Source organism: Agrobacterium sp. (genome assembly GCF_032092815.1).
Taxonomy (GTDB): Bacteria; Pseudomonadota; Alphaproteobacteria; order Rhizobiales; family Rhizobiaceae; genus Agrobacterium.
Map to the genome: position 1 here is coordinate 85,597 of NZ_DAMDBP010000008.1, position 14,449 is coordinate 100,045.

At 54.7% G+C, this 14,449-nt stretch carries 13 protein-coding genes; 6 read left to right on the plus strand and 7 right to left on the minus strand.

The window, feature by feature from the left end; genetic code table 11:
* Nucleotides 1–136: 136 nt before the first annotated feature.
* The 5 genes from RT613_RS06560 to RT613_RS06580 all read right to left on the minus strand — a co-directional run bounded on the left by RT613_RS06560 (nt 137) and on the right by RT613_RS06580 (nt 5,810).
* Complete coding sequence (locus RT613_RS06560; protein WP_313613936.1) at nt 137–961, minus strand: ABC transporter permease; 825 nt, start codon at nt 959–961, stop codon at nt 137–139.
* A 10-nt stretch (nt 962–971) separates the two neighbouring features.
* Nucleotides 972–1,877, minus strand: coding sequence for an ABC transporter permease subunit (locus tag RT613_RS06565; RefSeq protein ID WP_313613938.1), 906 nt, complete (start codon nt 1,875–1,877; stop codon nt 972–974).
* A gap of 11 nt (nt 1,878–1,888) precedes the next feature.
* Nucleotides 1,889–3,046: an ABC transporter ATP-binding protein gene (locus tag RT613_RS06570; protein ID WP_313613940.1), complete on the minus strand. Its 1,158-nt coding sequence runs from the start codon at nt 3,044–3,046 to the stop codon at nt 1,889–1,891.
* A gap of 122 nt (nt 3,047–3,168) precedes the next feature.
* Nucleotides 3,169–4,263, minus strand: a complete 1,095-nt coding sequence (locus tag RT613_RS06575; RefSeq protein WP_313613942.1) for a polyamine ABC transporter substrate-binding protein — start codon at nt 4,261–4,263, stop codon at nt 3,169–3,171.
* Between the two features lie 128 nt (nt 4,264–4,391).
* Nucleotides 4,392–5,810 (minus strand): short-chain fatty acyl-CoA regulator family protein, encoded by a 1,419-nt coding sequence (locus tag RT613_RS06580; protein ID WP_313613944.1) that lies wholly within the window; start codon nt 5,808–5,810, stop codon nt 4,392–4,394.
* 237 nt (nt 5,811–6,047) lie between these two features.
* On the opposite strand from RT613_RS06580, the gene aceA reads away from it, so the two are divergent.
* Together aceA and RT613_RS06590 are read left to right on the plus strand one after the other, a co-directional pair.
* Nucleotides 6,048–7,337, plus strand: coding sequence for an isocitrate lyase (aceA, locus tag RT613_RS06585; RefSeq protein ID WP_313613946.1), 1,290 nt, complete (start codon nt 6,048–6,050; stop codon nt 7,335–7,337).
* A 65-nt stretch (nt 7,338–7,402) separates the two neighbouring features.
* The gene (locus RT613_RS06590; RefSeq protein ID WP_192487042.1) at nt 7,403–7,648 is read left to right on the plus strand and encodes a hypothetical protein; all 246 of its coding nucleotides are present in this window, start codon (nt 7,403–7,405) and stop codon (nt 7,646–7,648) included.
* A gap of 64 nt (nt 7,649–7,712) precedes the next feature.
* Here RT613_RS06590 and RT613_RS06595 read toward each other — a convergent pair whose 3' ends face one another.
* Nucleotides 7,713–7,847, minus strand: a complete 135-nt coding sequence (locus RT613_RS06595) for a hypothetical protein (RefSeq protein WP_313613948.1) — start codon at nt 7,845–7,847, stop codon at nt 7,713–7,715.
* 184 nt (nt 7,848–8,031) lie between these two features.
* On the minus strand, nt 8,032–9,213 hold the full coding sequence (locus RT613_RS06600) for an NAD(P)/FAD-dependent oxidoreductase (protein WP_313613950.1): 1,182 nt from the start codon (nt 9,211–9,213) through the stop codon (nt 8,032–8,034).
* A gap of 127 nt (nt 9,214–9,340) precedes the next feature.
* Here RT613_RS06600 and RT613_RS06605 point away from each other — a divergent pair, with 127 nt between their 5' ends.
* From RT613_RS06605 to pgl, 4 genes are all read left to right on the plus strand, one after another.
* The gene (locus tag RT613_RS06605) at nt 9,341–10,777 is read left to right on the plus strand and encodes a glutamine synthetase family protein (RefSeq protein ID WP_313613952.1); all 1,437 of its coding nucleotides are present in this window, start codon (nt 9,341–9,343) and stop codon (nt 10,775–10,777) included.
* A gap of 24 nt (nt 10,778–10,801) precedes the next feature.
* Entirely contained in the window at nt 10,802–12,088 is a 1,287-nt protein-coding gene (locus tag RT613_RS06610) for an FAD-binding oxidoreductase (RefSeq protein WP_313613954.1), read from the plus strand.
* A 161-nt stretch (nt 12,089–12,249) separates the two neighbouring features.
* Nucleotides 12,250–13,725, plus strand: a complete 1,476-nt coding sequence (gene zwf, locus RT613_RS06615; RefSeq protein WP_313613956.1) for a glucose-6-phosphate dehydrogenase — start codon at nt 12,250–12,252, stop codon at nt 13,723–13,725.
* A gap of 12 nt (nt 13,726–13,737) precedes the next feature.
* Nucleotides 13,738–14,436: a 6-phosphogluconolactonase gene (gene pgl, locus RT613_RS06620; RefSeq protein ID WP_313613958.1), complete on the plus strand. Its 699-nt coding sequence runs from the start codon at nt 13,738–13,740 to the stop codon at nt 14,434–14,436.
* Nucleotides 14,437–14,449 lie beyond the last annotated feature (13 nt).

Sequence of the window (14,449 nt, forward strand, 5' to 3'; positions counted from 1 at the left end):
CAAAAACTCGAACCCTTATTTTAATGTAACGGATCAGTGTAAGATTTCGCATCACCTTTTTTTGGGGATCTATCACCCAAAAAGAAACGCGCCGGCAGATGTGAAACCGCGACACGTTACATGGACCAATCCATTTTCAGGCCGCTGCCGCCCCCTTTGCTGCGAAATGCTCATCACGAATGCGTTGCAGCTCTGTGCGTTTGGAGGCGATCGAAGCAAAAATCACACCCAATGTCACCAAACCGATCAAGATCGTGCAGATCGCGTTGATTTCCGGCGTCACACCAAGACGCACCTGCGAATAGATCTTGATCGGCAAAGTCGTGGCACCGGGACCTGTTGCAAAGCTGGCAATAACCAGATCGTCAAGCGACAGGGTAAAGGCAAGCATCCATCCGGCGATAACCGCCGGAAAAATCAGCGGCAAGGTGATGCGGAAGAATGTCTTGACCGGCGGGCAACCCAGATCCTGCGCTGCCTCTTCCAGACTGCGGTCAAAGGTCAACAGACGCGATTGTACGACAATCGCCACATAACACATAGTGAATGTCGTGTGGGCAATGACCACCGTCCAAAAACCTCTATCGACGCCAACAGACACGAACAGCAGCAGTAGCGACAGACCGGTGATGACTTCCGGCATGACAAGCGGCGCGTAGATCATGCCGGAAAACAGCATCCGACCTGGAAACCGCGTAAACCGCACCAGTGACAGTGCCGCCAAGGTACCAAGGATCGTCCCGAGAGTGGCGCTCAAAACACCGACCCGGGCGGTCACCCAGGCCGCATCCATCAGCCCCTGGTTGGACCACATGGCGCTATACCATTGCAGGGAAAAGCCACCCCATACCGTTACCAGCTTGGAAGCATTGAACGAATAGACCACCAGAATGATGATCGGAATATACAGGAACGCAAACCCAAGGGTGAGAACGGTTATGTCGAACTTTCTGCTCTTCATCGCCCTGCCCTCACGCTTTCTGCTGCTGGTTTTGGAAGATGGCAATCGGCACCACCAGCACCAGAAGGAGCAGAACGGCAACGGCTGACGCCAGCGGCCAGTCACGGTTCCCGAAGAACTCGGTCCACAAGGTTTTGCCGATCATCAAGGTTTCCGCGCCGCCGAGCAGATCAGGGATCACAAATTCACCGGTGATCGGGATAAAGCAGATCAGCGAACCGGCAATTACGCCAGGCAGAGACAGCGGGAAGGTGATTTTCCAGAAGGCTTTCCACGGCGGGCAACCGAGGTCAGTTGCTGCCTCCAGCAGCGTATTGTCGAGCTTTTCCAGAGCGGAATAAAGCGGCAGCACCATGAAGGGCAGATAGGAATAGACCATGCCGATGAACACGGCCATTTCGGTGCGGAAAATATGCACCTGCTGATCAGGAGACAGGAAACCCAGCCACTGCAGCAAAACCGTCAACAGACCCTCTGGCTTCAGAATACCGATCCATGCGTAAACGCGGATCAGAAACGACGTCCAGAATGGCAGAATAACCAGCATGACCAGCGTGGGCCTGATGGTGGTTGGTGCCCGCGCCATGGCAAGCGCCATCGGGTAACCAATAAGCAGCAGCATGAAGGTTGAAATGACAGCAATCCGCAGAGATGACAGATAGGCATCGATGTAGAGAGGATCTTCCGTCAGAAAGAGATAATTCTCGAAATCCAATTGCGAGAAGAAGTCGCCGATCTGGCTGAAACCGTCATATACCGGCACGTAGGGTGGCATGGCAATTGCCGTATCCGACAGCGATATTTTGAAGATGATGAAAAATGGCGCGGCAAAAAACAGCAGCAGCCAGAGATAAGGAACTGCCACTACCAGCCAGCGTGTGGGACTTTGTTTGTTTTCCGAAGAGGCCGTTGCCATGAGAACCTCCCTCAGTTCGTCAAAACCATGCCGGAATCTGCACGCCAGTTGAGCCACACCGTATCATCGAAGGTGATGGGGCGATCGACAAGGCGCGACACATTGGCCTGCGCGGCGCGCATGATGCGACCGTCGGAGAGTTTGACGAGGAACACCGAGAAGTCCCCGAGATAACCAATATCCCACACCTGACCACTGACGGCGTTAACCGAAGTGTCTGCTGGAGGATCGATGGTGATGCGCACCTTTTCCGGACGAATGGCAAAGGCCACCTTGTTACCGGCGGCCGCCTTGCAATCCTGCTCGACAGTCACATCCAATCCTTCGCAATCCAAAACGACGGTTCCGGTTTTACCGACACCGGGCGTGTTGGATGACACGGTCGCATCGAAAATGTTGATGTCGCCGATAAAGTCCGCCACGTAGCGGCTGTTCGGCGCCTCATAGATTTCCGCAGGCGTGGCGACCTGCACCACGATCCCCTTGTCCATGACTGCGATGCGGTCGGAAACCGTCATCGCTTCTTCCTGATCATGCGTTACGATCAGGAAGGTCAGCCCCAGACTGTGCTGGATATCCATCAGTTCGAACTGGGTTTCCTCGCGCAGTTTCTTGTCGAGCGCGCCGAGTGGCTCATCCAGCAACAGAACCTTCGGTCGTTTTGCCAGCGAGCGTGCCAAAGCAACGCGCTGCCTTTGCCCGCCCGAGAGCTGGCTTGGCTTGCGACGGGCAAATTCAGTCAGCTTGACCATGCGCAGCATTTCTTCAACACGCGCCGAAATTTCCGCCCTGGGCAATCCGTCCTGTTCAAGACCGAAGGCGATGTTCTTTTCCACCGTCATGTGCGGAAAAAGCGCGTAGGACTGGAACATCATATTGGTGGGCCGTTTGTGCGGTGGCGTGCCGGAAATATCCTTGCCTTGCAGCAGGATACGGCCTTCGGTCGGCTCTTCGAACCCAGCCAGCATACGCATCAGCGTGGTCTTGCCACAGCCGGATGGCCCCAGAAGCGAGAAGAACTCGCGTTCGTAGATGTCGAGGGTCAGATTGTCGACGGCAACAAAATCACCAAAACGTTTGGTGATGTTTTCAAACCGGATGAAGGGTACGGATGAAGGATCATCCCAAGGACTGAATTTTCGTTTTACCGGTCCGAGAGATTTCGCCATTCCCAATCCCTTGTCAGAATTATGATGAGGCGGGCATATGGTCGGTTGCCAGCCACGAAGGCTGGCAAGCAGGGGGCCAGGAACGCGCCCGCCGGCCGTTCCTGAACCAGCGGGCCTAAGTATCAGCTACCGGTTTTTATCTGTGTCCAGACGCGGTTGAGAACGCGTTGCTCTCTCGGTCCGTATGGCGAGATGGTGAAGAGCTTCTTCATGGTTACTTCGTCAGGATAAACCGCAGGGTTCTTGGAAACGGCTTCATCCATCAGTGGCTGTGACGCCAAATTGCCGTTGGCGTACTGAACATAATCAGACGCTTTGGCGATAACTTCCGGCTTCATCAGGTAGTTGATGAATGCATGTGCCTCGTCAACATTCTTGGCATCCGCAGGGATGGCAAGGTTGTCAAACCACATGTAAGTGCCTTCCTTCGGAATGACGTAGTCGACGGTCACGCCATTCTTGGCTTCTTCCGCACGCGTCTTGGCCTGAAGAATATCACCCGACCAGCCGATGGTGATGCAGGTGTCGCCATTGGCAAGTTCGTCGATATAGGCCGACGAGTTGAAGGTCTTTACCGACGGACGGATCGCCTTGTAGACTTCACCGCCAGCTTCCAGATCAGCAGCTTCCTTGCTGTCCGGATTCTTGCCGATGTAGTTCATTGCGATTGCGAAAGTTTCGTCCGAAGCGTCGAGAATGTTGATGCCACAGCTCTTCAGCTTTTCGGCATTTTCCGGCTTGAACAGGATATCCCAGCTATCGACCTTCACGTCACCGAGGGCAGCCTTGACCTTATCGACATTGTAACCAATGCCTGTGGTACCCCACATGTAGTTCACGGCATATTCATTGCCGGGGTCGTATTTGGCGAGACGCTCGCTGACTTCCGGCCACATGTTGCTGAGGTTCGGCAACTTAGACTTGTCGAGTTTCTGGAAAACGCCGGCCTGAATCTGTCGGGCCAGGAACGGTGCGGTTGGCACCACGACATCGTAACCGGAGTTGCCAGCCAGCAGCTTAGTTTCAACCAGTTCGTTGCTGTCGAAGACGTCGTAAACAACCTTGATACCGGTTTCCTTGGTGAAATCGGTCAGGATCGATTCATCAATATAATCGGACCAGTTGTAAACATGGACCACTTTTTCCTGTGCCATGGCCGTTCCGGCCATCAGCATTGCGGCGAAGGCGACAGACATACGAAGTGAACGCTGCGTCATGATTTCTCCTGTTAATACGCCTTTCGAAGCAGGCGGCATCCCCTTTTTGAATGAGACTAGAAAGGAAAAAGATTATCGGCAAGCGGGAAATGTGCAGTGCAGAATTTTCCCACTTCACTTTTTTGGGGTCATTGAAAATCAAAAACACTCAATCCTGTAACCATTTCATCCAAACCCAATGGCCGGGTTACCGGTGCCTGCGCTCTTGAGAGACAACCGGAGCGTTCGCAAAGGCGACAGGAGACCCCAATGCCCACGGCGGAAGTGGCCGCTCTGGCAACATCACCATAGATTGTCTCCGTGCCTTGAGTGATATCGCAGGCCAGCAATATCGCTGTGCGCCGCACCCTTTCACCAAAGGCGGTTTTCGGACCTTCGATCGTTCTTGAGATGGTTAGGAACGTGTCACCTTCCAGCACCTCAGCCGCTTCGGCCATAAGTTGTCCTGGCTGGCTGAAGGCGGCATGGATATTGAGCCGCGGACAGAGGCCGCCAAATCGCGAATGCGGGAAACCATGCGCCCCGATCTTTCGAAATCGATTGCCCGCCTGATCGATCTCCATCAGGAAAAAGGCAATTCCGGGCGATGTGCTCCGTCCCAGAGACACCAGCCGATTGGCAACCTGCTCGAAGGACACCTGGAACCGGGAGGCGAGAAGATCGACATCATATCTGAACCGCTGGGCCGTCGATAGAAATGCGCCGTAGGGCATCATCAGTGCATGGGCGGCATAACGGGCGAGTTCAAAGCGCGCCAAACGTTTTGCTTCCGGACTGCTGAGATCAAGTGTGTCCAGCGCCTCCTGGATTTGTGGCTGCAAAACCAGAAGACAGGTTTCCATGGCCATTTCCTGCAGCCGGTCAAAAGGTGAAAGGCGCTCTGACAGGAACAGCCGCATCGAATGCCTGTCATACCGCCTGCGCAGATTGGGCATCGCGTGAATGGGCAGGGTGCGAACCACCACGCCGTGGGTTTTCTGCAGCCAGGCCTTCAAGGCTGCCGGCAGATCATCACCCGCTTTCAGGCTGTCATGAAATGCTTCAGCCGCCTCATCGACCGCCGCAAAATGATAGCTGCAATGTTCGAAGGCATCACGCACCTCATCAATCGGCAGACGTGCCGATGACAGAGATGTGCCCTGACCATCCCGTGCCATCAGCCCCGCCAGATCAGACAGGCGCTCAGCCTGTTCGCGGTAGGCTCTATAGAGCTTCATGATGCCACCGGCCACATTGGGTGCGGCATCGGCCACCTCAACCAATTCCTGTGGAGAGGGCACCTCCCCCGTCAGCAGTGGATCGGCAAACACCTCCCGCAACTGCGTGGCAACGCCGCCGCTCTCACCCTGCAATTCATCCAGATCGATTTTGTAAACCGATGCCAATTTGAGTAGTAACTGTACCGTCAGTGGGCGCTGGTTGCGCTCAATCAGGTTGAGATAGGACGGCGAAATCCCCAAAGCCTCCGCCATGGAGGTTTGCGTCAGTCCTAAACCATTGCGCACACGCCGCACACGCGGCCCGGCAAAAATCTTATTCTCCGCCACAGGCTCCTCCCTTTGACAAGAATATTACAAGATGGATGTGATGTTTCTTTTACAATTTTTACAAATTTACCACATCCCTCAGTAAAAGATAATACATCCTAACCTCATTCAAGTCACTGATTTTATGTTTCCCGTAGAATAAAACGAAGTGATTATGTAAATTCAGTCACAGAAAATGCGAGACTTTCTTTTGAAAGGAAATAACTCGGTTTCTATTTCTACATCAGGGAGAGAGATATGACTGATTTTTACAATCTGGTACCAAATGCCCCCAAAGACCGTTTTGACGGTATCGAGCGCACCTACACGGCCGAGGACGTGAAACGGTTGCGCGGATCTGTCGAAATTCGCCATTCACTGGCGGAGATGGGTGCCAACCGGCTGTGGCAGTTGTTGAACGAAGAGGATTTCGTCAATGCGCTCGGCGCCCTTTCGGGCAACCAGGCCATGCAGATGGTTCGTGCCGGATTGAAGGCCATTTACCTCTCGGGCTGGCAGGTTGCGGCAGACGCCAACACGGCATCGGCCATGTATCCTGACCAGTCGCTTTATCCGGCCAATGCGGCACCGGAGCTGGCCAAACGCATCAACCGCACCCTGCAGCGGGCAGACCAGATCGAAACATCGGAAGGCAAAGGTCTGTCGGTCGACACGTGGTTTGCACCCATCGTTGCGGATGCCGAGGCAGGGTTTGGTGGCCCACTTAATGCCTTTGAAATCATGAAGGCCTTCATCGAGGCCGGTGCTGCCGGTGTTCACTATGAAGATCAGCTGGCATCGGAAAAGAAATGCGGACATCTCGGCGGCAAGGTTCTCATTCCGACCGCAGCCCATATCCGCAATCTGACGGCGGCGCGTCTTGCAGCCGATGTCATGGGTGTTTCAACATTGGTGATTGCGCGCACGGACGCCGAAGCTGCCAAGCTTTTGACATCCGACATCGATGAACGGGACCAGCCATTTGTGGATTATGATGCAGGCCGCACGGTTGAAGGTTTCTACCGCGTCAAGAACGGACTGGAACCCTGCATCGCGCGTGCCAACGCCTATGCACCCTATTGCGATCTGATCTGGTGCGAAACCTCGAAACCGGATTTGGAACAGGCACGCAAATTTGCCGAGGGCGTCCATAAGGTGCATCCCGGCAAGAAACTTGCCTATAACTGCTCGCCCTCGTTCAACTGGAAAAAGAACCTGGACGACGACACGATTGCCAAGTTCCAGCGTGAGCTTGGAGCAATGGGCTACAAGTTCCAGTTTATTACACTTGCCGGTTTCCATCAGCTCAACTACGGCATGTTTGAACTGGCACGCGGATACAAGGACCGGCAGATGGCTGCCTATTCGGAATTGCAGCAGGCTGAATTTGATGCCGAGATCAACGGTTACACGGCAACGAAACATCAGCGTGAGGTCGGCACCGGTTATTTCGATGCCGTCTCGGTGGCAATTTCAGGCGGACAATCGTCCACAACCGCCATGCATGAATCGACTGAACACGACCAGTTCCGCCCTGCGGCTGAATGACTGGCACTTCAAAACCTCGCATCAAACGTCCGGTCTGGACCGATGCGTCAACGGAGGAAAATGAAATGGCTTCTATTTCGAGAGTTCGTGAGCGGGCCGAGGAACAGTCTTCGGCCATGACACAAGACCAGCAGGCCGCAATCCGCATGTTGGCCAATGATCTGCATCGCCTCAATCAGGCGGTTATGAATGCGGTTGAGGCGGGTGTTTCTGTTGAGCTGGTTCGCTCGGCACGTCACCACAGCGGTGGCGGTAACTGGGGTGATCTGCTGATCCCCGTTATCGTTGCACAAAATAACGCAGCAGCCTGATTACAGACAACAAAAACAGGCCGGGCGGTTCACTGCCCGGTTTTGTTTTGGAACGAGCGGAAAACTACGCCAACAGCAGCGCACAAAGCGTGGCGAGCGCGCCAGCCGCAATGAGCGTCAGTCTGAAGGTGAGAAGCTGCTTGCAATCATCTGTGCGTGCAATGGCAATTGCGCGGGCACGTCTGCTGTTGTTTTTCATGAGCGGTTCCAAACGAGAAACATAACCGTCAATGCCGCAAGCGGCTCCCAGCAGCACATCATGTAACGGAAAAACCGCGCTGGCATTTCATGAGGATGACCTACCGCCTTTAACAAGGTGTTAATGCTCAAAGCGTTCGGTCATCTCCATTAAAAATGACTTAACTGTTTGTTATTTCGGCCGATCAGGCTGCCTCACCAGCGGCATGACCACTGGCCCAGGCCCACTGGAAGTTATAGCCCCCCAGCCAGCCAGTTACATCAACACATTCGCCAATGAAGTAGAGGCCCGGCACGGTTTTGGCCTGCATGTTTCTGGAATCCAGGCCAGTGGTATCGACGCCACCAAGGGTGACTTCCGCCGTGCGATAGCCTTCCGACCCCGATGGTTTTATCGGCCAGTTCTGAATGGCCTCCACCAACGCTGCGAGCTTTTTGTCTGAGATGTCAGCCAATGGTCCGGTGATGCCAGAACTCTCGACCACATATTGCGCCAGACGTTTGGGCAAAATCTCGCCCAATACGGTCTGCGGTGACTGTTTGCCATTGGTTTTGCGCGCATCCTTCAAGCGGTCAAGAAAGTCGACATCCGGCTCCAGCTTCAGCCGGATCGTTTCGCCTTCGCGCCAGTAGGATGAAATTTGCAGGATCGACGGGCCGCTCAAGCCGCGATGCGTAAACAGCAATGCTTCCCTGAAACAGGTCTTCCCAGATGACACATCCGAGGGAACCGCAACACCAGACAGGCCGGAGAGTTTTTCCAGCATGCCCGGATCAAGGGTCAGCGGGACAAGGCCCGGCCGTGTTTCGATCATCGCAAGGCCAAACTGTTCGGCAATACGATAGGCAAAACCGGTCGCGCCCATTTTGGGAATAGATTTGCCGCCAGTTGCAACCACCACGCTTTCCGCTTCGATCACCCCGGTCGAGGTCGACACCCGAAAACCACTTGCCGTTTTCTCAACGTCCGAAAGGTCCGTCTGCAACAGCAGTTCGGCACCAACAGCACGCATCTCTTTCAGCAGCATGGCAATAATATCCTTGGCGCTGTTATCGCAAAACAGTTGCCCAAGGGTCTTTTCGTGCCAGGCGATGCCGTGTTTAGCGACAAGCGCCAGAAAATCATTCGGCGTGTAACGTGCCAATGCAGACTTTACGAAATGCGGATTTGCCGACAGGTAATTTTTGGCCGAGGCATGAATATTGGTGAAGTTGCACCGGCCACCACCAGAGATCCTGATTTTTTCTCCCGGCGTTTTTGCGTGGTCGACAATGATAACGGCGCGTCCACGCTGGCCGGCGCGGATGGCACACATCATGCCTGCCGCCCCTGCTCCCAGCACCAGAACATCACATCGCCGAACCATTTTTCATCCTTTACTATCTCTTGCCTTCTCTTTTCAGAACATGAGGCAAAGTCAATGCGGTTTCCCCCTCGCCAATTGCCAAACTCCGGTTATGATAGTCGCATTCGAAACAGACCTTCGGTGATTTATGCCTGCAAAGAGAACCATGCTCCGCCCAAAAAAATCGGCAACCATGGCAAAACCAGCAGCTCCAGACCTTTCTTCTACTCGTGGTGTTTCTTCCTGGCGTGAAGCCGCACAATGGCTGCGGGCCCGGGGTATTGAAGACATTGAATGCATCACCCCGGATCTTGGCGGTGTGCCACGCGGCAAGATGATGCCGACCTCCAAATTCACGGGCGACACCTCGCTTGCCCTGCCTTCGGCGCTTTATCGCCACACGATTTCCGGCGAATATCCCGATGAAACGGCAAACTTCCGTTATGAGCCCCGCGACAGCGACTTGAAGCTGGTGCCGGATCTCTCGACTTTGTCTGTCGTGCCCTGGGAAAGCGATCCCACCGCGCAGGTGATCTGCGACGTGGTGGACGCAGAGGGCCAATCCGTTCCCTACACGCCACGCAATGTCTTGAAAAACGTACTGTCGCTTTACGCCGACAAGGGATGGAAGCCGGTCGTTGCGCCAGAAATCGAGTTTTATCTGGTCGCCATGAATGATGACCCGGATTACCCGCTGCACCCGCCAAAGGGACGTTCGGGTCGGTCGATTGTCGGTGGACAGAGCTATTCGATTGCTGGCATCAACGAATTCGACGAGCTGATCGACGATATCTATCACTTCTCGGAAAAGCAGGGGCTCGAGATCGACACGCTGATCCATGAAGAAGGTCCGGCACAGCTGGAAATCAACCTGCGGCACGGCGATCCGATCGAGCTTGCCGACCAGGTTTTCCTGTTCAAACGCACCATTCGCGAAGCAGCGCTCAAGCACGGCATCTATGCGACCTTCATGGCCAAGCCCATGCAGGGTCAACCGGGCTCTGCGATGCATATTCACCAGTCGGTGCTGAATATCGAAACCGGCAAGAATATTTTCTCGACCGATAGCGGCGATGCCTCAAAAGAGTTTTTCCACTTTGTCGGCGGCATGCAGCGTTATGTGCCGAACGCTCTGGTGATGCTGGCGCCTTACGTGAATTCCTATCGCCGTTTGACACCTGACATGGCCTGCCCGGTGAACAATGCCTGGGGTTACGACAACCGCACGACGGCATTTCGCGTACCGATTTCCGGCCCGGCAGCGCGGCGTGTGGAAAACCGTCTGCCAAGCTCGGATGCCAATCCCTATCTCGCCCTTGCCGCATCGCTGGCCTGCGGCTGGCTTGGCATTGTTAATCAAATTCAGCCAACTGAACCGACCTACGAAACCGCCAATGAAGGCTCGATCGAGCTGCCACGCGGACTTCTGGAAGCGGTGGCTCTTCTGGAGGGAGAGCCGGAGCTGGAGCGGGTGTTCGGCCATGAATTCGTCGGTCTTTATGCCGGCCTGAAACGGGGGGAATTCGAAACGTTCATGCAGGTGATCAGCCCGTGGGAGCGGGAATTCCTGTTGCTGAACGTCTGATCTAACACCGTCAAGGAATGCGCAATGACATGGCAGAGCCCGATAGCACCCGGAATTTCCTGGTATCAGGCAACAGTTGCTGATAGGCCAGACTATCCGCCACTGGATGGTTCGCAAGACGTTGATGTCGCCATTATCGGCGGCGGCTTCACCGGTCTTCAGGCAGCCTATAATCTGGCGCGCAAGGGCATATCCGTGACGCTGATAGAAGCCCATCATATTGGTGATGGCGCTTCGGGGCGCAACGGTGGCCAGTTCGGCACTGGCCAGCGCTCATGGCCGGACGAGCTTGAGGACGAGATCGGGTTTGAACGATCCAAGGGTCTGTTTGATCTCGCCGAAAGTGCCAAACATTATGTTCTGGATTTTGCAAAGGACCATGGCATCGACATGGACTACCTGCCGGGGCAGCTGAATGTTGCGCACAAGCAGGCCTATGAAAAACATTATCGTAAAAGCGTCGAGGCAGCGGTCGGGCGCTACAACTATCCGCACATGTCCTACATGGAAAAGGCGGAAACGCAGGAGCGCCTTGGTTCCACACATTATTTCGGTGGGGTTCGCGATACCGGCACCGGCCATATCCACCCACTGAAACTGTTGGTGGGGTTGGCGAGAGCCGCCAAAGATGCCGGCGCTGATATCCATGAGATGACGCCCGCAACCGGCATTCGCCAATCAAATGGCAAAACCATCATCGAAACGGCAAAGGGCAACATCACCGCCAATCGTGTCCTGCTGGCCACCAATGCCTATATTGGCAATCTCGAACCGGTGACAGCCGCCCATATCATGCCGATCCGCTCCTTCATTGGCGCGACTGCGCCGCTGGGCAAGTTTCCAAGCATCATTCCCGGCAAGGAAGCCGTCGCAGATTCGCGTTTTGTGGTGCGCTATTTCCGCATGACACCAGACAACCGGCTGCTGTTTGGCGGGCGCGAAGCTTATACGGCTGACACACCGCGCGATATATCCTCACATATTCGCAAGCAGATTGCCGAGATTTATCCCGAACTTGCCAATATCGAGATTACCCATTCCTGGGGTGGCTCGGTCGGCATTACCATGCCACGCCAGCCTTTCGTTCGAGAGGTGATGCCCGGCGTCATGTCGATCGGTGGTTACTCTGGTCACGGCGTGATGCTTTCCAACTATTGCGGCAAGCTTTATGCAGATATGCTGACAGACAAGGATCGCGCGCTTGAACAGTTCGCCTCCCTGAATGTTCCGGGTTTTCCAGGTGGAGCGGCGTTGCGTGCGCCGCTGCTTTTCCTCGCATTGTCATGGTATGCACTGCGAGACCGTTTTTAATCGCCTGCTTCTGACAGTGGGCATAACCGCAGATAAATGTTCATTTTCGCCGGTTAAAAGCGAAGTGACACCAAAATAATAATTCCCGACAACAAACTCTGGCGTTTTTAAATCGATTAGATTATCAATGCCCCCAACCCGTGAAGATCGAGAGAATCGGTATGAGCAGTCAAATTATTCCTGTTGACCCCTTTGATTGCGTCGTTTTCGGCGGCACAGGCGACCTGGCAGAGCGCAAGCTTCTGCCTGCGCTTTATCATCGTCAGGTAGAGAACCAACTCACGGACCCGACCCGCATTATCGGCGCGTCACGTTCGGTCATGACACATGAAGAATATCGCAAATTCGCCAAGGATGCCCTGAAAGAGCATTTGAAATCGGGTGAATATGACGAAGAGCAGGTCGCAAAATTCTGCGAACGCCTTTTCTACGTGCCAGTCGATGCGAAGTCCGACAATGGCTGGGATACGCTCAAGAAACTGCTGGAAGAAGGCAAGGATCGCGTTCGCGCATTTTACCTCGCCGTTGCACCTGGTATTTTCGGCGACATCGCCGACAAGATCCGCGAGCACAAGCTGATCACCAAGTCTACGCGTATCGTTGTTGAAAAACCGATCGGCCGCGATCTCGCATCCGCTCTGGAACTGAATGACACGATTGGTCATGTGTTCAAGGAAGAGCAGATTTTCCGTATCGACCACTATCTGGGCAAGGAAACCGTTCAGAACCTGATGGCGCTGCGCTTTGCCAACGCTCTTTATGAGCCACTGTGGAATTCTGCGCATATCGACCACGTACAGATCACCGTTGCCGAAGCCGTCGGCCTTGAAGGTCGTGCCGGTTACTACGACAAGGCTGGCGCGATGCGTGATATGGTGCAGAACCATATCCTGCAGCTTCTTTGCCTTGTTGCGATGGAACCTCCGTCTTCTCTGGACGCGGAAGCCGTGCGTGACGAAAAGCTCAAGGTTCTGCGCTCGCTGAAGCCAATCGACACATCCAATGTCGAAAAGGTAACGGTTCGTGGCCAGTACCGCGCCGGTGCGTCGGCGGGTGGCCCGGTCAAGGGTTATCTTGACGAGCTTGAAGGCGGCGTTTCCAACACCGAAACCTTCGTTGCCATCAAGGCCGAGATTGCCAACTGGCGTTGGGCGGGCGTTCCTTTCTACATCCGCACCGGCAAGCGTCTTGCCACGCGCGTTTCGGAAATCGTCGTGACGTTCAAGCAGATCCCGCACTCAATCTTTGATGATGCGGCCGGAAAGATCGAAGCCAACAAGCTGGTCATCCGCCTGCAGCCTGATGAAGGCGTCAAGCAGTCACTGCTTATCAAGGATCCGGGTCCGGGCGGCATGCGTCTGCGTCAGGTGTCTCTGGACATGAGCTTTGCAGAAGCCTTCAGCGTGCGCAGCCCTGATGCTTACGAACGTTTGCTGATGGACACCATCCGGTCCAACCAGACCCTGTTCATGCGCCGCGACGAAGTGGAAGCCGCATGGGAATGGGTCGATCCGATCCTGAAGAGCTGGGAAGAAACCGGACAGGGCGTGCAGGGTTACACAGCCGGAACCTGGGGTCCGAGCGGCGCGATTGCTCTTATCGAGCGTGATGGCCGCACGTGGCACGACGCCGACTGAGGAGATATGCTTATGGACGCACAGATGCATGTTTTCGAAAACGGCCCTGCCCTTGCTGAGAAGCTTGCGGCAGATGTTGCCGAACAGCTCAAGGCTGCCATTGCCACCAAGGAAACGGCCAATATTGCCGTTTCTGGCGGCTCTACGCCCAAGCTGTTTTTTCAGGCCTTGTCCAAGTTCGATCTGGACTGGAGCAAGGTTAATGTGACGCTGGTTGATGAGCGTTTTGTACCGGCAGATAATGATCGGTCGAACCACAAGCTGGTTGCCGACAACTTACTGCAAAACAACGCAAAATCCGCCTATTTCATTCCGCTGTATCAGGCGGCCGCAACACCGGAAGATGCGGCGACCCTTGCAACAGTAAAAACGGAAGCCTTCTGCGACCCATTCGATGTCGTCATTCTGGGCATGGGAACCGACGGTCATACCGCTTCGTTTTTCCCCGGTGGTGACAATCTCGAAGAGGCGCTCGATCTCGATGAGCCACGCAGTGTTCTGACAATGGCTGCAGAAACTGCCGGCGAAGAGCGGTTGACCTTCAACCTTTCGAGCCTGCACGATGCACGTTTTCTTGTTCTGCACATTGAAGGTGCCGTCAAAAAGGAAACGCTTGAAAAAGCGCAATCCGATCTGGACGAAGACGAGATGCCCATTCGGGCCGTGCTGAACAGAGCGGATTCGCCCGTAAACATCTATTGGGCACCTTGATCCTTCGGGCCGG